Below are 26,094 nucleotides of genomic sequence, written 5' to 3'. Positions count from 1 at the left end.
GTTTACTCCTCTGCCCCGGCAGCTGAATGCGAACTCGAGTCAATTTCCGTGGCCGCCACTTCTTTCTCTTTCTTCTCGTGCTTCAGTGGCTTGCCCGGCTTCATACCTTCGTACTTGTCGACGATGATCTGGAACTGGTTCGGCGTGACCGAGGAGTAGAGCTCGACTGGGTTGTTCTGGCTTGGCTTGGCAAGGGCTGCGTATTCAGCTTGATCAAGCTGTTTAGGTGACTTCTTGACTTCACTGACCCAGGTGTCGAAATCTTCCTGAGTGGTGGAGATAGCTTTGAACTTCATGCCGGTGAAACCCGCGCCGCTGTAGTTGGCGGAGATACCGTCCATTTCAGCGTTACGGTCAGCGATCAGGTGCAGCTTGGTCTGCATGCCCGCCATCGCGTAGATCTGGCCGCCCAGACCCGGGATGAAGAACGAGTTCATCACAGCGTCAGAGGTGATCTTGAAGTTGATTGGCGTGTGCGCCGGGAACACGATCTTGTTGACCGTGGCGATGCCTTGTTCCGGGTAGATGAACAGCCACTTCCAGTCCAGCGCGACCACTTCGATGGTCACCGGCTTGACGTCGGATTGAATCGGACGATACGGGTCCAATTCGTGGGTCGAAATGTAGGTGATGTAACCCAGGGCAATGATGATCAGGACCGGGATGGTCCAGACTGCCACTTCGATTTTGGTCGAGTGCGACCATTTCGGGGTGTAGACGGCGTTCTTGTTCGACGCGCGGTACTTCCAGGCGAACAGGAAGGTCATGACGATAACCGGCACGACGACCAACAGCATCAGCAGGGTCGCGGTGATGATCAGGTTTCGCTGTTCCAGGCCAACCTGGCCCGTTGGATTGAGCAAGGTCATGTTGCAGCCTCCCAGCAACAACGTGCCGAGCAGCGGCACTAGGCCTAGTAATCTGGGGTACCTGTTTTTACTCATCTCACGACCTCTAAAGCAGCTTGCGCAATGCAGTTGGGTTTTGATCGCCAACACTTCACCCTGCCAAGGGTTGGCATTTTCTTTGGATTGAATAAGGGCCGCCCGTCGCGCGTCAGACGCTCGACAAATCCTGGGACAGCGGTCAGTTCTTATTCGAATTCGTGGTCAAAGGCCTTGTTACAGACCAATTCCATTTGGTGCGGAAAGTTGGAAGGCACCGACACCTGGGTGTCTTGGAAGCCTCACGACTCACTCGACACCCGACTTTCTGCGCAGCGCCTTATTAATGTGTTCCTTAATAAAGGCTGAACAGTGCCGGGAATTCAGTGCGGGCGATTGTAGATAGGTAGCGCCCTATACACCATGTCTTATCCCGAAATAATTTTTATCCGTTCGAGCAACAATCCATCGCCATTTTTGCAAAAGTTCCGCATGTTATCGAAATCAATTCTCAACAAAAACACCAAAATTTGTACGTGTACCCGCCTCAGTTCAGACAGCTCTGAAGGCCTTTTCCGAGTCCCGGAATAGCGCAAAGCCCGATAACCCAAGGCTTTTGGCCATATGCCGGCGCTTGTTAAAACTGCCTGATCTGGCACTCGTGTGCAGAAAGCGAAAAACGCCGAAACAGACCAATGTTTTTATGTAACAAGAGACCAATCGGCCCCTTCACGGCACCCTGCGACACGCCGCGTGTGACAACATGTCGCACACTTGCCGCACCCTCCATTGCCGTTCGTCACGGTGTTTTCACAAACGCTGTGAAAATGTAAAACGCCCCGATTTGCTGATCCGCAAATCGGGGCGCTTTCTGTATCGGCCACTCCGCCGAATAGTTGACTCAGCGCAGTGCTTTTCGGTTACGCGAGGTCAGCAGCGGCACCAGAATCACCACCAGCACGAACGCCACCAGCGCCCATTGCGCCAGCGACAGACCGAGAATCGGCGGGTACGGCGTCGAGCAGAATCCATCGACCTGGAAGCCCAGCGGGAAGATCTTCGCCAGTGGCAGATCATCGACAATCGGCTGCAACACATCGATGCCGCAGCTCACCGCCGGGTAGAACTGCGTGTACACGTGATGCCCGGCGACAGCGGCCCCGGCCAGCGCACAAATCACCACCAGCACTTCAAACACGGTGATGCTGCGACGGGTGCGCATGGCCGCGCCGATGAACGCGAACAGCGCAATCAGCAGCAACGCATAGCGCTGCAGAATGCACAGGGGGCACGGCGCCTCACCCAGCACGATTTGCATGTACAGCGCGCCACCGATCAGCGCCAGACAGATGATCCCCAACAGCACCAGAAAGCGCCGCTCACGGCCCAACCGAATCGTTTCCTCGCTCATCGCCTTTCCCTTGTTTGTCCATGGTTCAGCCGGCGTGCGGCTGAAAGTTGTCGCAAGTCTACACCGGGGCAATAAACGATAAAGCGGTTAAGGAACCATTAAATTGCAGGGCTGTTTTGCAAATCACAATTGTGTAACGGCTATCGCGGGCAAGCCCGCTCCCACAGGATTCGCGCTGCCCAAAAGAATCTGTGAGCGACGCTGAAACTGTGGGAGCGGGCTTGCCCGCGATCGGGGACGACTCGATATCAGATCATTCCAAAGCAGACGCTGGCCCGAAGAACTCGTAACGACTCTGCTTCTCTGGCACACCCAAGGCTTTCAAATGACGCTTGATCGCGCCCATGAACCCCTTCGGCCCAAGGAAGTAAGCGTCGACATCACGCTGCTCAGGCAGCCACTCGCCCAATTGCTCCACGCTCAGCAGGCCCACCTTGTCCGCCGCCGGGCTGACGCCATCGTCTTCGGCGTAGCAGTAGAAACGCTTGAGTTGCGGATGACGCGCCGCCAGGCCATCGACCCAATCGCGGAACGCATGGACGCTGCCATTGCGCGCGCAGTGGATGAAATGCACCGGGCGCTCGGTTTCCAGCGCCGCTTCGAGCATCGCCAACGTCGGAGTGATGCCAACGCCGCCACTGATCAGCACCAGCGGTTTGTCGCTGGCCGTCAGGGTGAATTCGCCCGAGGGTGGAAACAGTTGAATGCTCGCGCCAACATGCAGTTGATCGTGCAAATGGTTGGACGCGCGGCCACCCGGTTCACGCTTGACGCTGATGCGGTACTGACCTTTATTGGCCAGCGCCGACAACGAGTAGTTGCGACGGATTTCTTCGCCATCGAGGATCAGCTTCATGCCGATGTACTGACCCGGTTCGGCTGCCAGGATCGGGCCTCTGTCTGCCGGCTCAAAGTAGAAGGAGATGATTTCCGCGCTCTCCTCGACCTTGGCCGCGACGATGAATTCACGCGCTCCGCGCCAGCCGCCGACCGCGTGTTCTTTCTGGTCATAAATAGCGGTTTCGGCGCCGATCAGGATGTCAGCCAGTTGACCGTACGCTGCGCCCCAGGCGCTCATCACTTCAGGCGTGGCGATCTCTTCGCCGAGCACTTCGGAGATGGCGCGCAGCAGGCACGCACCGACAATCGGGTAGTGCTCCGGCAGAATCTGCAGGGCCACGTGCTTGTTGATGATTTTCGCGACCAGATCGCCCAACTGGTCGAGCTGATCAATATGCCGCGCATACATCAAGACGCCGTTGGCCAGAGCACGCGGCTGATCGCCGCTGGCCTGGTGGGCCTGGTTGAACAGTGGGCGCACCTCAGGGTATTCAGAGAGCATCATGCGGTAGAAGTGCGTGATCAGCGCTTCCCCGCCGCTTTCCAGCAGAGGCACGGTGGACTTGACGATGGCACGATCCTGGACGCTAAGCATAAGAGCAACTCCTGAGCTTTATTGAAAAGTTACCTTAGACTTATCAGATTTCGTGCCAGATTTTTTATCCATATAATTCAAAGACTTGTAAGTCTTGTAGTCATAACGACCCAAACAGACTTATAGTCATCCCGACTACATCGTGTCCCTTTGACTACAAGACCATGACCGCCAAATCACTGCTCACCGCCCTGCTGCCTCTGGTTTCCGACCTCTCCCGCGAACTGCCTGAGGGTGAGCGTTACCGACGCCTGCTCGAAGCCATGCGCGCGCTGTTGCCCTGCGATGCCGCCGCGTTGTTGCGGCTCGACGGTGAATCGCTGGTGCCGCTGGCGGTGGATGGCCTGAGCACTGACACCCTGGGCCGGCGCTTCAAAGTCAGCGAACACCCGCGCTTCGAAATCCTCCTGGCCGGTGCCGGGCCAACCCGCTTCGCCGCTGACAGTGATTTGCCCGATCCTTACGACGGTCTGGTCGATGGTCTCGATGAGCATCTTGAAGTTCACGACTGCCTCGGCTGTCCTTTGTTTGTCGATGAAAAGCTCTGGGGCCTGATTACCCTTGATGCACTCGATCCCGAGCGATTCGAACCGATCGAACTCGATGCCTTGCAAGCCTTCGCCAGCCTCGCCTCGGCCACGGTCAACGCCGCCGAGCGCATCGAACGGCTGGCCACTCGCGCCGAAGACGAGCATCAACGCGCTGAGGTTTACCGTCAGGCCAGCGGTCAGCAGCACCGCGAAATGATCGGCCAGAGCAAAACACTTAAACGCTTGGTGGAAGAAATAAACCTGGTCGGTGGCAGTGATCTGACCGTGTTGATCACCGGTGAAACCGGGGTCGGCAAAGAGCTGGTGGCGCAAGCGATCCACGCCGCGTCACCGCGCGCCGACCAACCGATCATTAGCCTCAACTGCGCCGCCCTGCCGGATACCTTGGTGGAAAGCGAACTGTTCGGTCATGTGCGCGGCGCGTTCACCGGCGCCACCAGTGATCGTCGCGGCAAGTTCGAACTGGCCAATGGCGGCACGCTGTTTCTCGACGAAGTCGGCGAGCTGTCGCTGACGGTACAGGCCAAGTTGCTGCGGGTTTTGCAGAGCGGGCAGTTGCAGCGTCTGGGCTCGGACAAGGAGCATCAGGTCGACGTGCGCTTGATCGCCGCGACCAATCGCGACCTGGCCGAAGAAGTGCGCAGCGGTCGTTATCGCGCCGACTTCTACCATCGCCTTAGCGTTTACCCGCTGCGAGTGCCGGCGCTACGTGATCGCGGACGTGACGTGTTGCTGCTCAGCGGTTTCTTCCTCGAACAGAACCGCTCGCGTATGGGCCTTAACAGCCTGCGTCTGAACAGCGACGCTCAGGAAGCGCTGCTGGCCTACACGTGGCCGGGCAATGTACGCGAACTGGAACACTTGATCGGACGCAGCGCATTGAAGGCGCTGGGCAACTGCAAGGTGCGACCGAAGATTCTCAGCTTGAGTGCAGCGGATCTGGATTTGCCGCGCGAGGTTGTGGATAACCCGGCTGAACCCATGGCCGGCGCGGTCGCTGCTGCGCCGCTGATTACGGGTGATTTGCGCAGCGCGACCGAGGCGTATCAGCGCCGCTTGATCAGTGCGGCGCTGGAGCGTAATCAGGATAACTGGGCCAGTGCCGCAAGAGATTTGGGGCTGGACCGGGCGAACCTTGGGCGGATGGCCAAGCGGTTGGGGATGAAATAATCAGCCCACCGTCGGATTGGCGCCAGAATCCCTAAAGCCTGCCCGCAAGACGTCGATAACCCGGCATCAATACCTGCTGGCGACCTCCGGGATCGCCGCTCACCTTTTTCCACAGAAGGTTTATATGTCTTCCACCAAAGCCCGCGCAGATTCGCTTTCGCTTCTGCTGTTTACCTTGCGCAGCGGCAAGTTGATGGCGATCAACCTGCTGAAAGTCAGTGAAATCATTCCCTGCCCGCCGCTGACCAAACTGCCGGAATCGCACCCCCACGTCAAAGGCATCGCCACGCTGCGCGGTGCTTCGTTGTCAGTGATCGACCTCAGCCGCGCGATCGGCGAGCGTCCGCTGGAAGATCCGAACGGCGGTTGCCTGATCGTCACCGACGTCAGCCGTTCCAAACAGGGTCTGCATGTTCAGGCTGTGAGCAAAATCGTCCACTGCCTGACCACCGACATCAAGCCACCGCCATTCGGCTCGGGCGGTTCGCGCGCTTACATTACCGGCGTGACCTCGGTGGACGGCACGCTGGTGCAGGTGCTGGATATCGAAAAGGTTATCCACAGCATCGCCCCGGCGCAGATCGAAATGGCCCCGACCGACCTGACCATGGAAGACGCCGAAGTACTCGGCAACGCCCGCATCCTGGTGGTCGATGACAGTCAGGTGGCGCTGCAACAATCGGTGCACACCCTGCGCAATCTTGGCCTGCAATGCCACACCGCACGCAGCGCCAAGGAAGCCATCGACTGCCTGCTCGACCTGCAAGGCACCGCCCAGCAGATCAACCTGATCGTCTCCGACATCGAAATGTCCGAAATGGACGGCTACGCCTTTACCCGCACCCTGCGCGAGACCCCGGACTTCGCCCACCTCTACGTGCTGCTGCACACCTCGCTCGACAGCGCGATGAACAGCGAGAAAGCGCGGCTGGCCGGAGCGAATGCGGTGTTGACCAAGTTTTCTTCGCCGGAGCTGACCCAACGTTTGATCGAGGCGGCCAAGCACGTCGCCGCGCACGGGCACTGAGTCTTGGGCGAGAGATACTGTTTTTTGATGCGGCGCGACTTGAGCGAAGTCGCGCCGGATGCGCAATGGCCATGCGACTTCGAACTTTGCGTATACCGCGAAGAACTGGCGCCAGCGGTGCATCAATTGATGCAAATCGGACATCGCAAAGGGGGCGGTTCTGTGCCACCACTGGAGCAGTGGCAGCGGCGATTTGAGAGCGATCCTGAATACGATCCGACGCTGTGTTTGATTGCCTGCGATGCCGAAGGTGTGGTCGGCGTGGCGCTATGCTGGACCAGTTCATACATCAAAAGTCTGGTGGTACATCCTCGGGCTCAGGGACTGGGTCTGGGACGCGCGTTGCTGCTCAATGCGTTCAAAGTGTTTCAGCAAAGACGCGAAGGATTCGTCGATTTGCGAGTACTGGAAGACAACCTGCGCGCGCAGCAACTGTATGAAAGTGCCGGGATGTATGTAGTCCGCCGGGAATTGGTGCCGGGCTGATCCAACGCATTCGTGAGCAAGCCCGCTCCCACAATTGGAATCGCGAAGGGGTCCATACAGGCAACTTAGCTCCAGAGACAGACTCCAACCTTGGCCCCCCAAACCAAGGATGCCCCTACCATGAAAGCCATCACCCTCAGCCTCCTGTGCCTCACCGCCCTCGCCTCCCAGGCCCAAGCCTCCAGCCCCGACGCCTGGGCCGCCTACGACAAAACCGTCCTCGCCAGCTGCACCAAAGCCAGCGGCCTGAAAAACGCCAAACCGGTCGGCACCCCCGCGCAATTCGATGATCGCGTGGGCTACACCGCCGTACTGCTGCAGGGCCAATACCCGCAAAAACACATGAAAGGCCAGCAAGGCAGCGAGCTGTGCCTGTACAACAAACAATCGAAAACCGCCTTCGTCACCGAGTGGGACTCGATCCGTCCGACCGCCAAAGCCAAGTGAGTGGCGCATAATTTGCTTCAACCCGGGTCTGTGCGGTGGTTTTCCGCCGCCGTTTCATACCTCGATTGAAGACAGATTGCTCAATGAATACGACGTTTTCCTGCGTAGGCTGCGGCAAGTGCTGCACCGACCATCATGTCCCTCTGACCTTGGCCGAAGCCCGTATGTGGGCGTCGGATGGCGGACAAGTGATCGTGCTGGTCGAAGCCTTTCTCCGCAATGGTCTGGGCTTGCCGGCGCAGCAGCGGGAACATGCCGAACGGCGTTCAGCAGTGGTGCGCAGCGGTGACACCGATGCTCACGTGGCGATTACCTTCGCGGCTTACAACGTCGGTCCTTGCCGGAATCTTGACGAAGACAAGCTGTGCCGAATCTATGAGCGCCGTCCGCTGGTGTGCAGGATTTATCCGGCAGAAATCAATCCGCATATCCCGCTCAATCCAGCGGCCAAGGACTGCCCGCCGGAATCCTGGGAACAGGGCCCGCTACTGATTGCCGGTGGTGAGCTGGTTGATCACGAACTGGTTGATTTGATCGAGCGCTCGCGGCAGGCAGATCGGGATGAAATCGGTATCAAGGACACTATTTGCGCAATGCTCGGGATTAGAACCACAGCGCTCAAGGGTGACGGGTTCACGGCGTATCTGCCGAACATGAGTGCGTTTGCTTCGGTGATTGATCAGGTGACCGCGCAACCGTTAGCAACTGCACCGAGTGAGTGGCTGTTTCATGTATCCGGGGATGATGTTGCCGGACAAGTGTCGGCAGCTGGGGCTCTGGTAGTGACCGAGCCGGCGCAGACGTATGCGTTTATCTCGCTGCGCGCGGCTTGATCCAAAATACTCGGAGCGACTGAAGGCCCTTTCGCGAGCAGGCTCCCACAGGGGATCGTATTTCAACTGTGGGAGCGGCACTGACAGCATCAATCCCGAGCGGCAGCCACCGCCAGGCACTCAAGCTCTACCTTGGCTCCCGGCACCACCAATTGCTTGCCAGCGAACGTCGTGCGGGCAGGTAAGCGGTCGGTCGGGAAATAGCGGCGATACTCCGCGTTCATCCCGGCGAAATCCTTGACGTCAGTGAGGATCACGGTGCACTTGGCGACATGAGAGAGAGACGAACCACCAAGATCCAGCGCGCTGCGCAGATTCTCCATCACTTGCACCATTTGCGGACGGATCCCGCCTTTGACCAGCTCGCCGTTGGCATCGAGCCCTAGTACACCCGACAAATAGATCGTTTCGCCGACTCTTACCGAGTCGGAAAACGGCAAACCTTCACCATTGGCTTGATAGTGCAGAGCGTCATTGATGGTGGGCGGCAGATAGCGCTCGGTGATCGCTTGATACTCGCCGCTCCGCTTCAAACGCTCCAGGGCCGCATTGAGCTCATCGCGCAGCTTGCTGTCGGCTTTGCGCAGCGCCATGGCCACACCCGTGCCCAGCATCGGGTCTTTGAGCGCCGGACCAGCAAAACCGAACGCCTCACCCTGAGGCTGGCTCAACAAGGCGTAAGTGATTTCGATGGAATCCTGCAGGGTCGCATCGATTTCACCGCTTTGCAGGGCGGCAATCAGTTGATCGTTGAACTGGAAGCTGCGAATCGTCACACCCGATTCCGCCCACCGCGCCTTGGCGAACGCCTCGCGACTGGTGCCGGCCAATACGCCGACGCGTGTGCCTTTGAGGGACTGAGCATCGGGCTGCAGATTTGTCCCTTTGCGCGCCACCAACTGACTGCTTAGCGGATAGAGATTGTCGCTGAAATCGATGCGTTCGCGGCGTGCCGGGGTGGCCGTCATCGGCATGATCACGTCGAAACGCTTGGCCTCAAGCGCCTCGACGTTGGTCGCGTAATCCTGATCGACCCACACGCAACTTTTTTGCAGCTCAGCGCACAGCGCATTACCCAGCTCAATGTTGAGACCGAGCAGTTCGCCTTTATCGTTGCGACTTTCAAAGGGCGGTACAAGCGGTTCGACGCCAAACCGCAGCGTCGGCTCAACCGCTGACGACACACAACCGGTGGTCAGGGCCAGCAACGACAAGGCAGACAGGATTTTTGCCAGAGACATGGAAGCGACCTTCATCAAAGCGTTCACGGGGCATGAATCTTTGACGAAAGGTCACTTGGTTTCCCAGAGGACGAATCAGCTGTCTCTGTGGGAATAATCTGCTTCTTGGTGAATCACTTCAAAACAGATCAGCGCTTGCCCATCGAACGACGGGTGCCCGGCGGCGCCATGCCCGGGGTCTTGGTGTGGCCGTTCTTGGCGCCGTTCTTGTACCACGGCTGGTTCGAGCCTTTGGCCGAAGCCAGCTCGCCCGGTTTGAACGGAAATTTGAAGGACGGGATTTCGGCTTTGGTGTCGCTGGTGTCGCTGGTGTCGGCCAGTTCAGCCGGGACATCGCTCACGGCGTCGTCAACCGGCGGCAGGGTCGGGGAAGTCATAAAAGCTCCGGAAAGCAAAAAAGTCGGGCCCGATCAGTGAGCCGCGAAGGCGCGCAGTATACCTGTGCGCCATGGCTCGGCACCTGAAGATTTGCGTTGGACGCTGAACGGTTTGTAGAGCAGAAAGTCCCTTTTCGGAACTGATCGGTAGAGATGTGTCGCCCGAGCAGACCTCTTCGCGAGCAAGCTCGCTCCCACAGGTCGGACGCATTTCAAGGTGGGAGCGAGCCTGCTCGCGAAGAACGATGACGCGGTACCAGGACGAGTTACATGTGCGGATCAACCCGATCCAGCGCCCGGTTCACCGCCAGTTCGGCCAACATGACAATCTGCTGAATCGCCAGCGCCGTACTGCGCTGCGGGCGGCCGAGCTGATCGGCCAGATCCCCGGCCATGACATGGGCTGAAGAGAGGGACTCGCAAGCATGGGCGAGCAGGCTTTCGGTGTCGATGTTCGGGTGGATGAGAAACATCGTGCTCGGCTCACGCGGTTTGACCGGTTCGGGGCAGAGATAGAAATCGAGGGCGCGTTTGATGGCTTCCCGGGTTTTGATCTGGTCTTCGGCGCGCAGGGCTTCTTCGAGTGGGGTTGTTTCGATGGGGGGATCGGGTACGGGCTTGGTCATTTACTCAGTCCTCACTGATTGGAGCCAACAATTACCGTTTCTCACGCGGCGAATTGGGTGGCAGCTACGTACGGGGTGAGAAACCGGGCAAGGACCAGTACAACCTCCGGCCGGACCGAAGTCCGCCCGTACATAGCCGCCATAAAAATGCAGGCAGCAATCAGCTGGCGCCGATTATGACGGTACTGGTATTGGAATAATACTTAGCCCGGGTTCTCACACCCGATCACCGAGTTTTCGGCGACAACCAAAGACTAGAGAGCGCACGTCCGACGGACAACCTGAAAACCTTGTGGGAAGGTTCTGCCTGCTGCACACAGATTTAAACAGCCTCAATTCATCGGGTGGATGGCTGGCTCCTACAATTAAACGGAGTGCAATCAGTTGGAGAATAGTCGGCTGTCAGGCCGCTATCGCGAGCAGGCTCACTCCTACAATTGGATCGTATGCAATCTGCAAGACCTTGGTCGGCTGTCAGGCCGCCTTCGCTGGCAAGCCAGCTCCCACAAAATCAAGATCAAAAGATCGTCCGATCGCGGCCCGAGCCTTCGGCAGCTCCTACACAAAGCCCGCGGCGCAGCCGCACCACTCCAGGATGAGCGTTAGCTCGGCTGTAGCTTTTGATCTGTAGGGCGACGTCGGAAGGCTGAGTGGAGGGATTGATCCGGGCGTGGGAGCGCAGCGACCGTTTGGCGCAGCCAAACACAGCGAGAGGAGGTGCAGCGAAGCAAACCGTAGGCGCTGCGCCCGGATCAATCCCGCAGCGAAGGCCCCCCGAGCCCCAGCGAGCGGGCCGCACGTAGGAGCAAGCCTTTTTGGTTACTTTTGAGGCGTTTGTCAAAAGTGACCCGCCGTAAGGGCGGAACCCTAATCAGCCACACCCGCAGCAACGGATATACACACAGAGAAAACTGACAGCGCCGACAGCCAGCCGTCACCCTCCTGACCCCCAAACAAGTTTATAAATACCCAACCTGCCCAAACTCCATACCCTTGGCGCCCACCCGCATGCGAATCCAAAAGAACAAAGCCCTGCTCGCCCTAGTGATCGTCCTGGCCGCCGCAGGCACATGGTGGGCAATGAAACCCGCCCCCACCAAACTCGCCACCCCCACCGCCATCCCCGTGCGAGTCATCGCAGTCAGCGCAAAAGACGTCCCCCGCTACACCAGCGGCATCGGCTCCGTACTCTCATTACACAGCGTCGTAGTGCGCCCACAAATAGACGGCATCCTCACCAAAATCCTCGTCAAAGAAGGCCAACTGGTCAAAGCAGGCGACCTGCTGGCCACCATCGACGACCGCTCGATTCGCGCCAGCCTCGACCAGGCCCGCGCACAACTAGGCGAAAGCCAGGCACAACTGCAAGTCGCCCTGGTCAACCTCAAACGCTACAAACTGCTCACCGTCGACGACGGCATCTCCAAGCAGACCTACGACCAGCAACAAGCCCTGGTCAACCAATTGAAAGCCACCGCCCAAGGCAACCAGGCGTCAATTGATTCGGCGCAAGTACAACTTTCCTACACGCAGATTCGCTCCCCGGTCACTGGCCGCGTCGGTATTCGTACGGTCGATGAAGGCAACTTCCTGCGCATGACCGACACCGCAGGACTGTTCACCGTCACTCAGATCGACCCGATCGCCGTGGAGTTTTCGCTGCCCCAGCAAATGCTGCCGACCCTGCAAGGCCTGATCAGCGATCCGCAACGTGCACCGGTCAAGGCCTACATCGGCGCCGACACCGATGGCGAGACCGGCAACCTGCTCGGCGAAGGTCACCTGACCCTGATCGACAACCAGATCAACGCCAATACCGGCACCATCCGCGCCAAGGCAGAATTCGACAACGCCAGCCAGAAGCTCTGGCCCGGTCTGCTGGTCACGGTAAAAATTCAGACAGCCCTCGACAAAAATGCGCTGGTCGTCCCGCCCACCGTCGTACAACGTGGCCTCGACCAGCACTTCGTTTACCGGGTGAACGGCGACAAAGTCGAAGCCGTGCAAGTGCAGATGGTTTACCAAGGCAGCGGCCAGGACATCATCAAAGGCGTGAAGGCCGGTGACGTACTGGTCACCGACGGCCAGTCGCGGCTCAAACCCGGCTCGACCGTACAAGTCATGACCGAGCCGCCGCAGGTGGTGCAAGCGGAGCCAAAACCATGAAGGCGCACAAAGGCGTCTCCACGTGGTGCATCGATCACCCGGTCGCAACGATTCTGCTGACCATCGCGTTGGTGCTGGTCGGTTTGATTGCCTTCCCGCGTTTACCCATCGCCCCACTGCCGGAAGCGGAATTTCCCACGATTCAGGTGTCCGCGCAGTTGCCCGGTGCCAGCCCCGACACCATGGCTTCGTCCGTGGCCACGCCGCTGGAGGTGCAATTCAGTGCCATCCCCGGCATGACCCAGATGACGTCGAGCAGTGCGCTGGGCTCAAGCCTTTTGACCTTGCAATTCACCCTCGATAAAAGCATCGACACCGCTGCGCAGGAAGTCCAGGCGGCGATCAACACCGCCGCCGGCAAACTGCCCAAGGACATGCCGACGCTGCCAACCTGGAAGAAGGTCAACCCGGCCGACAGCCCGGTGCTGATCCTCAGCGTCAGCTCGACGCAAATGCCCGGCACCGAACTCAGCGATCTGGTGGAAACCCTGCTCTCGCGTCAGATCAGTCAGATCGATGGCGTAGGCCAAATCAACATCACCGGTCAGCAACGTCCGGCGATCCGCGTGCAAGCGTCGGCGGACAAACTCGCGGCGATCGGCCTGACCCTCGCTGACATTCGTCTGGCGATCCAGCAGACCAGCCTCAACCTCGCCAAAGGGGCGCTGTACGGCGAATCGAGCATCTCGACGCTGTCGACCAACGACCAGTTGTTCCACCCCGAGGACTACAGCCAACTCATCGTTTCCTACAAGGATGGCGCCCCCGTTCACCTGCGCGATGTCGCCAAAGTCGTCAACGGTTCGGAAGATGCCTACGTGCAAGCCTGGGCAGGAGACCGGCCCGGGGTGAACCTGGTGATCTCGCGCCAGCCCGGCGCCAACATCGTCGAGACCGTCGATCGTATTCAAGCCGCCCTGCCCGGTCTTGAAGCGATGTTGCCGGCCTCGGTGCAAGTGAAAACCCTGATCGACCGCACCCAGACCATTCGCGCATCCCTGCACGAAGTCGAGATCACCCTGTTGATCGCGATCATGCTGGTGGTCGCGGTGATGGCGCTGTTCCTGCGTCAGTTGTCGGCGACCTTGATTGTTTCGGCGGTGCTCGGCGTGTCGCTGATCGCCAGTTTCGCCCTGATGTATATCCTCGGTTTCAGCCTGAATAACCTGACGCTGGTGGCGATCGTCGTCGCCGTGGGATTTGTGGTCGACGATGCGATTGTGGTGGTGGAGAACATCCACCGGCATCTGGAGGCCGGCGACGACATGCGCGAAGCGGCGATCAAGGGCGCCGGCGAGATCGGTTTCACCGTGGTCTCGATCAGTTTTTCGCTGGTGGCGGCGTTTATTCCGCTGCTGTTCATGGGCGGCGTGGTCGGGCGGCTGTTCAAGGAATTCGCTCTGACCGCGACCTCGACCATCATGATTTCCGTGGTGGTCTCGCTGACCCTGGCGCCGACGCTGGCGGCACTGTTCATGCGCAAACCGGTGCATCATGCCCACGACAAACCGGGTTTCAGCGAGCGTTTGCTGGGTTGGTACGAGAAGGGTCTGCGTCGTGCCCTTGCCCATCAGAAATTGATGATCGGCGTGTTCGGCTTATCGCTGGCAATGGCTATCGGCGGTTACATCTTTATCCCGAAAGGATTCTTCCCGGTGCAGGACACCGGTTTCGTCCTCGGCACCACCGAAGCCGCGGCGGATATTTCCTACGGCGACATGGTGAAAAAACACTTGGCCATGGCCGAAATCGTTGCCGCCGATCCGGCCGTGCAGGCGTTTTCCCACTCGGTCGGTGTCTCCGGCAGCAACCAGACCATCGCCAACGGGCGCTTCTGGATCGCCCTGAAAAAACGCGGTGATCGTGATGTTTCAGCCAGCCAGTTCATCGACCGCATCCGCCCGCAACTGATGAAAGTCCCCGGCATCGTCCTCTATCTGCGCGCCGGCCAGGACATCAACCTCAGCTCCGGCCCGAGCCGTGCGCAGTACCAATACGTGCTCAAGAGTAACGACGGCGCGACCCTCGCCACCTGGACGCAACGCCTGACGGACAAACTGCGCAGCAACCCGGCGTTCCGCGACATTTCCAACGACCTGCAACTGGGCGGCAGCATCACCCACATCAGCATCGATCGCAGCGCCGCCGCACGTTTCGGCCTGACCGCGAGCGATGTCGACGAGGCGCTGTACGACGCCTTCGGCCAACGGCAGATCAACGAATTCCAGACCCAGGTCAACCAGTACAACGTGATTCTGGAGCTGGACACCAAGCAACGCGGCAAGGCCGAAAGCCTCAACTATTTCTACCTGCGCTCGCCGCTGAGTGGCGAGATGGTGCCGCTGTCGGCGCTGGCCAAATTCGATGCGCCGACCATTGGCCCGTTGTCGATTGCCCATGACGGCATGTTCCCGGCGGCCAACCTGTCGTTCAACCTCGCGCCGGGCGTGGCGTTGGGTGATGCGGTGATTCTGCTCAATCAAGCCAAGGCCGAGATCGGCATGCCGACAGCGATCAGCGGCAATTTCCAGGGCGCGGCGCAGGCGTTCCAGAGTTCGCTGGCCAGTCAGCCGTGGCTGATTCTGGCGGCGCTGGTGGCGGTGTACATCATTCTCGGTGTGCTTTATGAAAGCTTCGTGCACCCGCTGACGATCATTTCGACATTGCCGGCAGCAGGCTTGGGCGCGGTGATCATGCTGTGGATCTGCGGCCAGGACTTTTCGATCATGGCCTTGATCGGGCTGGTGCTGCTGATCGGTATCGTCAAGAAGAACGGCATCCTGATGATCGACTTCGCCCTCGAAGCCCAGCGACACCGAGGCCTGTCGCCGCAGGAGGCGATTTACGAGGCGTGCATCACGCGGTTCCGGCCGATCATCATGACCACCCTCGCCGCCCTGCTCGGCGCGCTGCCGCTGATGCTCGGGTATGGCACCGGCGCGGAATTGCGCCAGCCGCTGGGGATCGCGGTGGTCGGCGGTTTGCTGGTCAGCCAGATGCTGACGCTGTTCACCACGCCGGTCATATACTTGTGGCTTGAGCGACTTTTCCATAGACCCAAACCTGCGCCGCTGCCGGCGTTGGCGACCACAGACTGAGGCGGGTCATGCGCGTTCTGATTATCGAAGACGAGGAAAAAACTGCGGACTATCTGCACCGCGGTCTGACGGAACAGGGTTACACCGTGGATCTGGCCCGCGACGGCGTCGAGGGTCTGCATCTGGCGCTGGAAAGCGACTACGCGGTGATCGTCCTCGACGTCATGTTGCCGGGCCTCGATGGCTTCGGCGTGCTGCGCGCGTTACGTGCGCGCAAGCAAACCCCGGTGATCATGCTCACCGCTCGTGAGCGTGTCGAAGACCGCATCAAGGGCTTGCGCGACGGTGCCGACGATTACCTCGGCAAACCGTTTTCCTTCCTCGAACTGGTCGCGCGCCTGCAAGCGCTGACCCGGCGCAGTGGCGGCCATGAACCGGTGCAAGTGAGCATCGCCGACCTGTGGATCGATCTGATCAGCCGCAAGGCGACCCGCGCCGGCACACGTCTGGATCTGACGGCCAAAGAGTTTTCACTGCTCAGTGTTCTCGCCCGCCGCCAAGGTGAAATCCTCTCGAAAACCGCGATTGCCGAGATGGTCTGGGACATCAATTTCGACAGCGATGCCAACGTCGTCGAAGTGGCGATCAAACGCCTGCGCGCCAAGCTCGACGGGCCGTTCGACGAAAAACTGCTGCACACCATTCGCGGCATGGGTTATGTGCTGGAGAGCCGTGGTGTCCAGTAATTCGATTGCGCTACGCCTTAGCGGTATGTTCACGCTGGTGGCGCTGCTGGTGTTTCTGTTGATCGGCGGCGCGTTGTATCAGCAGGTCGACAAAGGTTTGGGATTGCTCCCGGAAGCCGAGTTGGACGCGCGTTACAGCGTGCTCGAATCCACCGTTGGCCGCTTCGGCACACCCGAGCACTGGGTGAAGATCAACAACAAACTCAAACTGCTCGGCGAAGAAGACAAGCGCATCAGTTTCTGGATCAGCAGCGGCGATCCGCAATACGAATACGGCAACCTCACGCCGCAGATCCGCGAGATCACCAATGGGCCGCTGGGCATGCGCGATTTGCAACTGCCGGGGCAGCCTTATCCGCTGAAGGTGCTGGTCAGCGAATTCCCGGCCAAGGATCAGCGCCCGCCGCTGCGCTTCATGATCGGCATCGACACCGATACTTTTCATGAGACGCAACACAACCTGTTGATCGCGTTGATCGGCCTGGCGATTGTCGGGGTGCTGATGGCGTCCGCGCTGGGTTATTGGGTGGCGCGGATCGGCCTCAAGCCACTGATCAAACTCTCCCACGAAGCACAACGACTGGCGCCACCGCTCAGGGCCGGTCGCTTGCGTTTGTCGCCGCTGCCACCGGAGCTTGAGCAGTTTGTCGACTCGTTCAACTCGACGCTGGAACGGGTCGAACTGGCCTATTCGCGACTGGAATCGTTCAACGCCGACGTCGCTCATGAATTGCGTTCCCCGCTGACCAATCTGATCGGCCAGACGCAAGTAGCGCTGACCCGTGGGCGTTCCGCCGAACATTATTTCGAGGTGCTGCAATCCAATCTGGAAGAGCTGGAGCGGTTGCGTTCGATCATCAATGACATGCTGTTTCTCGCCAGCGCGGACCAGGGTAATAAGGCGACCAAACTCACATCGACATCGCTGGCGGATGAAGTGGCGACGACCCTGGAATATCTGGATTTCATTCTTGAAGATGCGCAGGTTCAGGTGCAGGTCAGCGGTGATGCGCTGGTACAGATTGAAGTCGCGCATTTGCGCCGGGCGTTGATCAACTTGCTGAGCAATGCGGTGCAGCACACCGAGGCGGGTCAGGTGATCGAGGTGCGGATTGAGGTTGAAGCGCATCAGGTGAGTATTGGTGTGGCCAACCCGGGATCGCCGATTGCCAGCGAGCATTTGCCACGGTTGTTCGAACGGTTTTACCGGGTGGATGCGTCGCGCAGTAACAGTGGCAATAACCATGGGTTGGGATTGGCGATCGTTAAAGCGATTGCGCTGATGCATGGTGGAGATGTGTTTGTGCGCAGTGATCGAGGCATGAATACCTTTGGTATCTATCTGCCTGTCTGACCCTCCTCCACCGATCGTTCCCACGCTCCGCGTGGGAATGTATCCAGTGACGCTCTGCGTCCCGGGCGGCATTCCCACGCAGAGCGTGGGAACGATCAACATCTTCCCCTGTAGGAGCTGCCGAAGGCCGCGATCTTTGCTTTTGCTGTAACAGTCATTTATGAAAATCACGCTGTTTCCCAACGCCCGGCAACCTTATCTTTGCCCGCACCAAACAGCACTCGCCAAGCGAGAAGGTTTTCAAGATGTCCAACAGTATGGGTATTGCCAGCGCGTTCGTTTTGTCCTCATTGATCCTGTCGCCGATGGCGATGGCTGAAGAATCGCAGTCGTTCGTGGCGCACAACGTCGCTCGCGCTCAGGCTTACGATCAGTATCAGGCTGAAGTGATGGCCAAGGCGCAAAACGCCACGCAAGCCCCGCAGGCTGCCACTTCCCAGGCTCAATCGCTGGAAAAAGACAGCTGAGCCGCTCCCCGCAAAACTGTTTCCCTCGACGCGGTTGTTTGGCTCTTCCCGTTCAACCGTCGTCATTCCAGGCCGCTGCCTTTCAGCGGCCTTTTTTCGTTGTGGTTTGAAAGCGGTTTGGTTCGTCTGTAACAACAAGAAACATCGAGCGCCTCAAAAGATAGAGGCGCCAGTTGACCCAAGGAGCTCCATTGCACGTGCGTTACCCAGTCCGTTTCACCCCGCTGTTCATTGCAATTGCCGCAACGATTGCTCCCGCCGTTCAGGCTGACGAGCCTGCCAAAGAAGGCTTCGTCGAAGGTTCGAGCCTCAACCTCAACGCCCGCAACTACTACATGAATCGCAACCGCCTGCAGCAAGCGGACGACAACATCGAGTGGGGCCAAGGCTTTCTCGGGGTCTTTCAGTCGGGTTACACCGAAGGCACGGTCGGCTTCGGCATCGATGCGCACGCCATGCTCGGGCTGAAGCTCGACGGCGGTGGCGGCACGGACGGTTCGAGCATCCTGCCGATCAGCGATGGCAACGGCAAAGCACCGGGGTCGTTCTCCACCGCCGGCGGCACGCTGAAAATGCGTGCGTTCGATACCGAGTTGAAGGCCGGTGACCTGTTCCTCACCAACCCGGTCATTGCCGGCGGTGACACGCGCATGCTGCCGCAGACCTTTCGTGGTGTGAGTCTGAGCAACCACAGTTTCGACGGCTGGCTGATCGAGGGTGGCCAGGCCAGTTTCACCAAGCCGTATAACCAGAGCGGTCATACCCGCATCGGCACTTCCTACGGCACCTTGGCCGATGGCGATGAGAGCCAGCACCTGAACTGGGCTGGCGTGGCCTGGAGCGGTGTCGAAGGCCTGACCAGCAGTCTGTATGCCTCCGAGCTGAAGGACATCTGGAACCAGTACTACTACGACCTGGATTACACTTGGCAGTGGAACGATCTGGTCAGCCTGAATCCGGGCCTGCACTTCTATCACACGCAAGACACTGGTGATGCGCTGCTCGGCAACATCGACAACAACACCTACAGCCTGCATTTCACCGTTGGCGTCGGTCATCACAGCGTTACCGCCGCCTATCAGAGGGTTAACGGTAATACGCCGTTCGACTACATCAGCCAGGGCGACAGCGTTTATCTGGACAACTCGCAGCAGTACTCGGACTTCAACGGCCCCAACGAGCGTTCGTGGAAGCTCAAATACGCCTATGACTTTGCCGGTGTCGGCGTGCCGGGCCTGACCTCGGCGCTGTCCTACTCGCGCGGCACGGTGGATTTGACCAAGGCTGACCCCGACAGCCAGGGTTACGCCAACTGGTACAGCGCTGAAGGTCGCAACGCCAAGCACTGGGAACGCGATATCGATTTGAAGTACGTCGTGCAGAGTGGCCAGGCCAAAGATCTGGCGGTACGGCTGCAATGGGCAACCAATCGGGGTGGCAATGGTTACGGCGCGATTGACACCGACACCGATGAATACCGGGTGATCATCGACTACCCGATCAACGTCTTCTAAGATCGGCGCTGAAACTGTAGGAGCTGCCGCAGGCTGCGATCTTTTGATTTTTAGAAGCAAGATCAAAAGATCGCAGCCTTCGGCAGCTCCTACGGGAGTGCAACTACGCTTACAAGACCTCCCCCCAACCGACATCCCATCATGATCGCGAGCCGCACCCCGCCCGTTTCGGGCAAGACCGGACGCCCCGAGCTGCTGCTGATCTGCGGCAGTTTGCTGACCGTGATCGCGATTGTGTGCATCGTTACCTTCCTGCTGATCCGCGAGCACGCCAATGCCCGCGAATCGGCAACCCGCAGTGCCACCACCATCGCTCAACTGATCGACGCCGATGTGCTGCGCACTGTCGAGCTGTATGACCTGACCCTGCAAGGCCTGATCGCCGCCGCCCAGCGCGATGACCTGCAAGACGTCTCGCCGCAAATACGCCATCTAGCGCTGTTCGACCGCTCAACCACCGCGCGCTTCAAGGGCGATATTCTGCTGCTCGACAAGCATGGCGACGTGGTCGCCGACTCATCGCGGGTCGAGCCGAAACCGGGCAATTTCGCCGACCGCGACTACTTCCTCGCCCACGCGTTTAACCGCGATGTCGGTATGTTTATCAGCCGTCCGTTCAAGACCCGTTGCGACTGCGACGAGGCCAATCAGTGGCGAATCAGTTTCAGCCGCAGGATTTCGACGGAGACCGGAGAGTTCGCCGGGGTGGCTGTAGCCTCGATGAAGCTCGACTACTTCGATCAGTTGTTCAACAGCCTCGACATCGGCAGGGGCAGCACGCTGAACATCATTGACCACGACGGCGTGCTGCTGGCGCAGAAGCCTTATCTGCAGAGTGATTCGATCGGCAAGAACTTCGGCAATCGACCCAACGTGATACGAATCCTGCGCGACCCCGATGGCAATGGCAGTTTCACCAGTACGTCGAGCATGGACCATCAACAGCGCCTCTATACCTATTCGCGGGTCGGCAACTTGCCGCTGACGGTGATGGTCGCGCTGTCCAGCGACGAGGTGTTCGCGACTTGGCGCCGAACTGCGATGCTGATCAGCGGTGCCACCGGCGTACTCTGCGTGGGCTTGCTTTGGCTGACCTGGCTGCTGGCCCGTGAACTGCGCCGACGCCAGCGTGCCGAGCGCGGACTGGCGCAATTGGCCGCGACTGATGCGCTGACCGGTGTAGCCAATCGTCGGATGCTTGATCAATCGCTGCGTCACGAGTGGTTTCGCGCCCAGCGTTCGGGCAGACCGATGTCGGTAATGATGATCGATGCCGACCATTTCAAGGCGTTCAACGACCGGCATGGGCATCAGGCTGGTGATCAAGCGTTGAAGGCACTGGCCAAGGTCATCACTGACAATGTGCGACGACCGGCGGATTTGGTCGCGCGTTATGGCGGCGAGGAGTTTTCGGTGATTCTGGCCGAGACTGATGGTCATGGCGCGCAGATGATTGCCGAGCATATTCGCCAGGCAGTGGAGCAATTGCCGCTGGTTGAAGGGGCTGAGCGGCCGATGACGGTGAGCATTGGCATCGCCACATGGACGGCGGCGAGTGAGATGACGCTGGAGCAGCTGTTGTTTGCGGCGGATAAGGCGTTGTATCAGGCCAAGGAAGGTGGGCGGAATCGGGTGGTAGTCGCAACCTGACAGATGTGTTGGCCTCACCGGCCCCATCGCTGGCAAGCCAGCTCCCACAGGGATTTTTGGCGTATTCGAAATTTGTGTTTCACCTTGGAAACTGTGGGAGCTGGCTTGCCAGCGATAGGGCCAGCTCAGGCAACACAAAAACCACAGGCATAAAAAAAGGCCATCCGAGGATGGCCTTCAAAAAACTAGAGAGGTTTTTTACTTACACCGCCGCAACCGGGCGCATGTAAGAGATTGGTGCGGTGCTGGCGTCTTCGAACGTCACCACTTCCCAAGCATCTGTTTGCTCAATCAACTTGCGCAACAGCTGGTTGTTCAGTGCATGACCGGACTTGAAGCCTTTGAACTCACCAATCAGGCTGTTACCCAGCAGATACAGGTCGCCAATAGCATCGAGGATCTTGTGCTTCACGAATTCGTCTTCATAGCGAAGACCGTCTTCGTTCAACACGCCATCGGCATCGACCACGATTGCGTTTTCAACGCTGCCGCCGAGTGCGAGGTTGTGCTTGCGCAGGTACTCGATGTCACTCATGAAACCAAAGGTACGGGCGCGGCTGACTTCTTTTACGAACGAAGTGCTGGAAAAATCCACGCTTGCACTTTGGGTGCGGTCCCGGAATACCGGGTGATCGAAATCGATCTCGAAGCTCACCTTGAACCCTTCGAAAGGGACGAAAGTGGCGCGCTTGTCGCCGTCTTCCACTGTCACTTCACGCAGGATGCGGATGAATTTCTTGGCGGCGTCCTGTTCTTCCAGGCCTGCCGATTGAATCAGGAATACGAAGGGTCCAGCGCTGCCATCCATGATCGGGACTTCGGACGCGGAGAGCTCGACGTAGGCGTTATCGATGCCCAGGCCAGCCATGGCCGAGAGCAAGTGCTCTACCGTGTCCACTTTCACGTCGCCATTGATCAGCGTCGTCGACATAGTGGTTTCACCGACGTTTTCCGCGCGGGCAGGAATCTGCACCACAGGGTCGAGGTCAGCGCGACAAAACACAATGCCAGTGTCGACAGGCGCAGGCTTGAGGGTCAGATAGACCTTCTCACCGGAGTGCAGGCCTACACCTGTGGCACGGATAATATTTTTCAGTGTGCGTTGTTTAATCATGGCTTGGGCCGCTTCAGCGCAAATTGCGAACTGGTATCAACAAAGGCTGGCGATGATAGCAGACCATGCCTTTGCTGAACACCAATCACCTTCATAGCCCTGATACATTCCATCAATCGGCCTGACGACGCAGGAATGCCGGGATGTCCAGGTAATCCAGATCATCTTGCGGATTCATCTTCGCGGCAGCCGCAGCACCGGCCTGAGCCTGGTTGCGCATGACGGTCGGACGGTCCAGATCACGGTAGTTCACCGCTGGCGCTTCCTGACGGGCCGGAGCCGGTTGTTGTACCTGGGAGGCAGCCATGGAAGTGTGAACGGTGTTGTCGATGACCTTCACAGGCTTCTCGATTTTCGCGCCCAGACCCGTGGCAACCACGGTAACGTGCAGTTCGTCGCGCATGTCCGGATCGATAACGGTACCGACCTTGACCATCGCGTGCTCGGAAGCGAAGGCTTCGATGATCGAACCCACGTCGGAGTACTCACCCAGGGACAGGTCAGGACCGGCGGTGATGTTCACCAGGATGCCGCGTGCACCTTGCAGGTTCACGTCTTCCAGCAACGGGTTGCGGATTGCCGCTTCGGTCGCTTCACGTGCACGGTTCGGACCGCTGGCGCAGCCAGTGCCCATCATCGCCATGCCCATTTCGCTCATCACGGTACGCACGTCGGCGAAGTCGACGTTGATCATGCCCGGACGCTTGATGATGTCGGAGATACCGCGAACGGCACCAGCCAGTACATCGTCAGCCTTGGCGAAAGCCGACAAGAGGCTTGCGTCTTTACCGAGGATGGTCAGCAGCTTCTCGTTGGGAATGGTGATCAACGAGTCGACGCTTTCGGAAAGCATGCGGATGCCTTCGTCGGCGATCTGCATACGCTTGCGGCCTTCGAACGGGAACGGACGCGTCACGACTGCAACGGTCAGAATGCCCATTTCCTTGGCCACTTCGGCGATGATCGGCGCAGCACCGGTACCGGTACCGCCGCCCATGCCAGTGGTGATGAACACCATGTTGGTGCCCTGCAGGACTTCGGCAATGCGCTCACGGTCTTCGAGAGCGGCCTGACGACCTACTTCAGGGTTGGCGCCGGCGCCCAGACCTTTGGTCACACCGGTACCCAGTTGCAGAATGGTGCGCGCGCCGATGTTTTTCAGCGCTTGAGCATCAGTGTTGGCGCAGATGAATTCAACGCCTTCGATGTTGCTCTTGACCATGTGGTTGACAGCGTTGCCGCCGCCACCGCCGACACCGATAACTTTGATTACCGGGCTTGCGGGGATGTTGTCTACGAGTTCGAACATTTTCCCTCTCCTTACATTCTCTAGTTTTTTCGCCTACTGCATGTTTGTTGCGGTGCATCTACTGCTACTGCTTGCCGCTCGAAGCTTGACGCTTCGAACTGCTTTTAAAAGTTGCCTTGAACCCACTTCTTCAATCGGTCCAGCAACGGCGCCTGCGGCTCTTCGTTGCTGTAGCTGTCGCGGCTGCCGATGCCCGAGAACGAGATCCCGTCGGACTGCTTTTGCAGGCCGTACATCAACAAGCCAACGCCAGTGGAATAAATCGGGTTGCGTACCACGTCATCCAGACCTTTGACGCCGTGCGGCACGCCCAGACGAACCGGCATGTGGAAGATTTCTTCGGCCAGTTCAGTGGCGCCTTCCATCTTCGATGTACCGCCAGTGAGGACGATGCCGGCCGGGATCAGGTCTTCGTAGCCGCTGCGACGCAGCTCGGCCTGAATCAGCGTGAACAGTTCGTCGTAACGCGGTTCGACCACTTCGGCCAGGGCCTGACGCGACAGTTCGCGCGGTGGACGGTCGCCAACGCTCGGCACCTTGATGGTTTCACCGGCGCCGGCCAGTTTGGCCAGGGCGCAGGCGTAGCGAATCTTGATCTCTTCGGCGTACTGGGTCGGGGTGCGCAACGCCATGGCGATGTCGTTGGTCACCTGATCACCGGCAATCGGGATCACCGCGGTGTGACGGATCGCGCCTTCGGTGAAGATCGCGATGTCGGTGGTGCCGCCGCCGATGTCGACCAGGCACACGCCCAGTTCTTTCTCGTCGTCGGTCAGTACCGAGTAGGCCGAGGCCAGTTGCTCGAGGATGATGTCGTCGATTTCCAGACCGCAGCGGCGCACGCATTTTTCAATGTTCTGTGCGGCGTTGACGGCGCAGGTGACCACGTGAACCTTGGCTTCCAGACGTACGCCGGACATGCCCAGTGGCTCCCGCACGCCTTCCTGGTTATCGATCACGTAATCCTGCGGCAGGGTGTGCAGCACGCGCTGGTCAGCCGGGATCGCCACAGCCTGAGCGGCGTCGAGGACGCGCTCAAGGTCGGCCGAGCTGACTTCGCGATCACGGATCGCGACGATGCCGTGGGAGTTCAGGCTGCGGATGTGATTGCCCGCCACACCGACGAACGCCGAGTGAATGCGGCAGCCCGCCATCAGTTGGGCTTCTTCGATCGCGCGCTGGATCGATTGCACGGTGGATTCGATGTTGACCACCACGCCCTTCTTCAGGCCACGGGACGGGTGGGTACCGATCCCGACGATTTCCAGCGAGCCGTCGTCGGAGACCTCGCCGACCAGCGCCACCACCTTGGAGGTGCCGATATCGAGACCGACGATCATTTTGCCGCTTTGCACGTTTGCCATGGGTCCTGCCTCTTCTTAATTCTTTGCGACAGCGGGTTGGGCTGTCGTCGGCGCTACAGGTTCCCGCCAGCCAACAGCGAGGCCGTTGGCGTAGCGCAGATCGATGCGCGCAATGTTCGTAATCTGGTCTTTAAGCGTCTTGTCATAGATGGCGATAAAGCGGCGCATCTTTTCCACCAGGTTGCCGCGTCCCAGCAGCAACTCGATGCCGGGGCCGGAACTGCCGGCACCGGTGGTCAGGAACCAGCTCCCGCGTTCACGCAGTTCCAGGCGTGCAATCGAGAAGCCCAACGGCCGCAGCATCTGGCTCAGCACCTGATACTGCTGCATCACTTGCTGCTGGGCCCGTTGTGGGCCAAACAGCTGCGGCAGGTGTTCGTAGTTCGCCAGCTCCTTTGGCGTGAACGCCTGGCCCTGGTTGTTCAGCAACGACTCGTCGCCCCAACGCGCCACAGGCAGTTGCTCTTCGAGGCGGATCACTACCTGGTCCGGCCACACCCGACGTACTTCGGCGTGGGCGATCCAGGGCATCTGCTCAAGCTCGGTACGCATCCCGGCGAGGTCGATGGTGAAGAAACTCGACGCCACATACGGGGCGATTCGCTGCTGCACCGCTTGCTGACTGATGTAACTCAGGTCGCCCTGAACGGCGATCTTGCTGATCGGCCGGTCGGCGTACGGCAGCAAACGCGTTGCCCCTTCGTAGGTACCAAAACCCAGCACGACCAACAGCACTGGCCAGAACAGACTTTTCACGAAGCCGAAATTGGCTTTCGGCAGGCGCGCGGACATCGGCTCTTTCGCCACCATGCGGCTGGCACCCCGCGGCACCGGCTTGCGGCCGGGTGCGGGAGGCTGATGTCGGAGCTGAGCGCCTTGCATCG

Annotated in this window: 22 protein-coding genes; 12 read left to right on the top strand and 10 right to left on the bottom strand. The window is 59.2% G+C overall.

All coding sequences use genetic code 11. The features are described from left to right. Positions 1-2: 2 nt before the first annotated feature. The 3 genes from cyoA to hmpA all read right to left on the bottom strand — a co-directional run bounded on the left by cyoA (position 3) and on the right by hmpA (position 3,730). Positions 3-944: a ubiquinol oxidase subunit II gene (gene cyoA / locus EJA71_RS15695; protein ID WP_158958286.1), complete on the bottom strand. Its 942-nt coding sequence runs from the start codon at positions 942-944 to the stop codon at positions 3-5. An 841-nt stretch (positions 945-1,785) separates the two neighbouring features. Next, on the bottom strand, positions 1,786-2,295 hold the full coding sequence (locus EJA71_RS15690) for a disulfide bond formation protein B (RefSeq protein WP_095123228.1): 510 nt from the start codon (positions 2,293-2,295) through the stop codon (positions 1,786-1,788). Between the two features lie 253 nt (positions 2,296-2,548). Beyond that, positions 2,549-3,730 carry an NO-inducible flavohemoprotein gene (hmpA, locus tag EJA71_RS15685; RefSeq protein WP_158958284.1) on the bottom strand — a complete coding sequence of 394 codons (1,182 nt, stop codon included), beginning with the start codon at positions 3,728-3,730 and terminating at the stop codon, positions 2,549-2,551. A gap of 164 nt (positions 3,731-3,894) precedes the next feature. Between hmpA and norR the strand changes: the two genes are divergently transcribed. From norR to EJA71_RS15660, 5 genes are all read left to right on the top strand, one after another. Continuing rightward, complete coding sequence (gene norR / locus EJA71_RS15680; RefSeq protein ID WP_158958282.1) at positions 3,895-5,451, top strand: nitric oxide reductase transcriptional regulator NorR; 1,557 nt, start codon at positions 3,895-3,897, stop codon at positions 5,449-5,451. 124 nt (positions 5,452-5,575) lie between these two features. Beyond that, positions 5,576-6,478, top strand: coding sequence for a chemotaxis protein CheV (locus tag EJA71_RS15675; RefSeq protein WP_158958280.1), 903 nt, complete (start codon positions 5,576-5,578; stop codon positions 6,476-6,478). Between the two features lie 27 nt (positions 6,479-6,505). Beyond that, entirely contained in the window at positions 6,506-6,964 is a 459-nt protein-coding gene (locus tag EJA71_RS15670; protein ID WP_158958278.1) for a GNAT family N-acetyltransferase, read from the top strand. 120 nt (positions 6,965-7,084) lie between these two features. Further along, complete coding sequence (locus EJA71_RS15665) at positions 7,085-7,411, top strand: hypothetical protein (RefSeq protein WP_122590001.1); 327 nt, start codon at positions 7,085-7,087, stop codon at positions 7,409-7,411. 83 nt (positions 7,412-7,494) lie between these two features. Further along, positions 7,495-8,244 (top strand): YkgJ family cysteine cluster protein, encoded by a 750-nt coding sequence (locus tag EJA71_RS15660; RefSeq protein WP_158958276.1) that lies wholly within the window; start codon positions 7,495-7,497, stop codon positions 8,242-8,244. A gap of 89 nt (positions 8,245-8,333) precedes the next feature. Here EJA71_RS15660 and EJA71_RS15655 read toward each other — a convergent pair whose 3' ends face one another. The 3 genes from EJA71_RS15655 to EJA71_RS15645 form a co-directional block, all read right to left on the bottom strand. After that, positions 8,334-9,485 (bottom strand): transporter substrate-binding domain-containing protein, encoded by a 1,152-nt coding sequence (locus EJA71_RS15655; protein ID WP_158958274.1) that lies wholly within the window; start codon positions 9,483-9,485, stop codon positions 8,334-8,336. A 128-nt stretch (positions 9,486-9,613) separates the two neighbouring features. Beyond that, positions 9,614-9,862, bottom strand: coding sequence for a hypothetical protein (locus EJA71_RS15650; RefSeq protein WP_158958272.1), 249 nt, complete (start codon positions 9,860-9,862; stop codon positions 9,614-9,616). Between the two features lie 266 nt (positions 9,863-10,128). Continuing rightward, positions 10,129-10,488 (bottom strand): DUF6124 family protein, encoded by a 360-nt coding sequence (locus EJA71_RS15645; protein ID WP_158958270.1) that lies wholly within the window; start codon positions 10,486-10,488, stop codon positions 10,129-10,131. 1,008 nt (positions 10,489-11,496) lie between these two features. Here EJA71_RS15645 and EJA71_RS15640 point away from each other — a divergent pair. The 7 genes from EJA71_RS15640 (at position 11,497) to EJA71_RS15610 (ending at position 21,423) form a co-directional block, all read left to right on the top strand. Continuing rightward, a complete protein-coding gene (locus EJA71_RS15640; protein ID WP_158958268.1) occupies positions 11,497-12,654 on the top strand; it encodes an efflux RND transporter periplasmic adaptor subunit in 1,158 nt (385 codons plus the stop codon). Further along, complete coding sequence (locus EJA71_RS15635) at positions 12,651-15,752, top strand: multidrug efflux RND transporter permease subunit (RefSeq protein ID WP_158958266.1); 3,102 nt, start codon at positions 12,651-12,653, stop codon at positions 15,750-15,752. Before EJA71_RS15640 ends, EJA71_RS15635 begins: the two co-directional genes overlap by 4 nt. Positions 15,753-15,760: 8 nt before the next feature. Further along, a complete protein-coding gene (locus EJA71_RS15630) occupies positions 15,761-16,438 on the top strand; it encodes a heavy metal response regulator transcription factor (protein ID WP_007916978.1) in 678 nt (225 codons plus the stop codon). Beyond that, positions 16,428-17,792 (top strand): heavy metal sensor histidine kinase, encoded by a 1,365-nt coding sequence (locus EJA71_RS15625; RefSeq protein ID WP_158958264.1) that lies wholly within the window; start codon positions 16,428-16,430, stop codon positions 17,790-17,792. Before EJA71_RS15630 ends, EJA71_RS15625 begins: the two co-directional genes overlap by 11 nt. 245 nt (positions 17,793-18,037) lie before the next feature. Beyond that, positions 18,038-18,259, top strand: coding sequence for a hypothetical protein (locus tag EJA71_RS15620; protein ID WP_158958262.1), 222 nt, complete (start codon positions 18,038-18,040; stop codon positions 18,257-18,259). A 197-nt stretch (positions 18,260-18,456) separates the two neighbouring features. Then, on the top strand, positions 18,457-19,773 hold the full coding sequence (locus EJA71_RS15615; protein ID WP_158958260.1) for an OprD family porin: 1,317 nt from the start codon (positions 18,457-18,459) through the stop codon (positions 19,771-19,773). A gap of 141 nt (positions 19,774-19,914) precedes the next feature. Continuing rightward, positions 19,915-21,423 carry a sensor domain-containing diguanylate cyclase gene (locus tag EJA71_RS15610; RefSeq protein ID WP_158958258.1) on the top strand — a complete coding sequence of 503 codons (1,509 nt, stop codon included), beginning with the start codon at positions 19,915-19,917 and terminating at the stop codon, positions 21,421-21,423. A gap of 202 nt (positions 21,424-21,625) precedes the next feature. Here the strand turns inward: EJA71_RS15610 and lpxC are convergent, their stop codons facing one another. The 4 genes from lpxC to EJA71_RS15590 form a co-directional block, all read right to left on the bottom strand. Then, the gene (lpxC, locus tag EJA71_RS15605) at positions 21,626-22,537 is read right to left on the bottom strand and encodes a UDP-3-O-acyl-N-acetylglucosamine deacetylase (RefSeq protein ID WP_007916984.1); all 912 of its coding nucleotides are present in this window, start codon (positions 22,535-22,537) and stop codon (positions 21,626-21,628) included. Positions 22,538-22,649: 112 nt separating this feature from the next. After that, positions 22,650-23,846: a cell division protein FtsZ gene (gene ftsZ, locus EJA71_RS15600; RefSeq protein WP_122590020.1), complete on the bottom strand. Its 1,197-nt coding sequence runs from the start codon at positions 23,844-23,846 to the stop codon at positions 22,650-22,652. 104 nt (positions 23,847-23,950) lie between these two features. Next, positions 23,951-25,210 carry a cell division protein FtsA gene (ftsA, locus tag EJA71_RS15595; protein ID WP_008082764.1) on the bottom strand — a complete coding sequence of 420 codons (1,260 nt, stop codon included), beginning with the start codon at positions 25,208-25,210 and terminating at the stop codon, positions 23,951-23,953. A gap of 15 nt (positions 25,211-25,225) precedes the next feature. Continuing rightward, entirely contained in the window at positions 25,226-26,092 is an 867-nt protein-coding gene (locus EJA71_RS15590; RefSeq protein WP_158958256.1) for a cell division protein FtsQ/DivIB, read from the bottom strand. Positions 26,093-26,094: the final 2 nt, after the last annotated feature.

Source organism: Pseudomonas sp. PB106 (assembly GCF_009764645.1).
Taxonomy (GTDB): Bacteria; Pseudomonadota; Gammaproteobacteria; order Pseudomonadales; family Pseudomonadaceae; genus Aquipseudomonas.
This window is presented reverse-complemented; position numbering and strand designations above follow the sequence as displayed.

Bases quoted from the DNA above. Each gene is read 5' to 3' on its own strand.
- EJA71_RS15620 (WP_158958262.1), top strand. From the start codon at position 18,038: ATGTCCAACAGTATGGGTATTGCCAGCGCGTTCGTTTTGTCCTCATTG.
- hmpA (WP_158958284.1), bottom strand. From the start codon at position 3,730: ATGCTTAGCGTCCAGGATCGTGCCATCGTCAAGTCCACCGTGCCTCTG.
- EJA71_RS15635 (WP_158958266.1), top strand. From the start codon at position 12,651: ATGAAGGCGCACAAAGGCGTCTCCACGTGGTGCATCGATCACCCGGTC.
- ftsA (WP_008082764.1), bottom strand. From the start codon at position 25,210: ATGGCAAACGTGCAAAGCGGCAAAATGATCGTCGGTCTCGATATCGGC.
- EJA71_RS15630 (WP_007916978.1), top strand. From the start codon at position 15,761: ATGCGCGTTCTGATTATCGAAGACGAGGAAAAAACTGCGGACTATCTG.
- cyoA (WP_158958286.1), bottom strand. From the start codon at position 944: ATGAGTAAAAACAGGTACCCCAGATTACTAGGCCTAGTGCCGCTGCTC.
- EJA71_RS15675 (WP_158958280.1), top strand. From the start codon at position 5,576: ATGTCTTCCACCAAAGCCCGCGCAGATTCGCTTTCGCTTCTGCTGTTT.
- EJA71_RS15610 (WP_158958258.1), top strand. From the start codon at position 19,915: ATGATCGCGAGCCGCACCCCGCCCGTTTCGGGCAAGACCGGACGCCCC.
- lpxC (WP_007916984.1), bottom strand. From the start codon at position 22,537: ATGATTAAACAACGCACACTGAAAAATATTATCCGTGCCACAGGTGTA.
- EJA71_RS15640 (WP_158958268.1), top strand. From the start codon at position 11,497: ATGCGAATCCAAAAGAACAAAGCCCTGCTCGCCCTAGTGATCGTCCTG.
- EJA71_RS15590 (WP_158958256.1), bottom strand. From the start codon at position 26,092: ATGCAAGGCGCTCAGCTCCGACATCAGCCTCCCGCACCCGGCCGCAAG.
- ftsZ (WP_122590020.1), bottom strand. From the start codon at position 23,846: ATGTTCGAACTCGTAGACAACATCCCCGCAAGCCCGGTAATCAAAGTT.
- EJA71_RS15670 (WP_158958278.1), top strand. From the start codon at position 6,506: ATGCGGCGCGACTTGAGCGAAGTCGCGCCGGATGCGCAATGGCCATGC.
- EJA71_RS15665 (WP_122590001.1), top strand. From the start codon at position 7,085: ATGAAAGCCATCACCCTCAGCCTCCTGTGCCTCACCGCCCTCGCCTCC.
- norR (WP_158958282.1), top strand. From the start codon at position 3,895: ATGACCGCCAAATCACTGCTCACCGCCCTGCTGCCTCTGGTTTCCGAC.
- EJA71_RS15650 (WP_158958272.1), bottom strand. From the start codon at position 9,862: ATGACTTCCCCGACCCTGCCGCCGGTTGACGACGCCGTGAGCGATGTC.
- EJA71_RS15660 (WP_158958276.1), top strand. From the start codon at position 7,495: ATGAATACGACGTTTTCCTGCGTAGGCTGCGGCAAGTGCTGCACCGAC.
- EJA71_RS15655 (WP_158958274.1), bottom strand. From the start codon at position 9,485: ATGTCTCTGGCAAAAATCCTGTCTGCCTTGTCGTTGCTGGCCCTGACC.
- EJA71_RS15690 (WP_095123228.1), bottom strand. From the start codon at position 2,295: ATGAGCGAGGAAACGATTCGGTTGGGCCGTGAGCGGCGCTTTCTGGTG.
- EJA71_RS15645 (WP_158958270.1), bottom strand. From the start codon at position 10,488: ATGACCAAGCCCGTACCCGATCCCCCCATCGAAACAACCCCACTCGAA.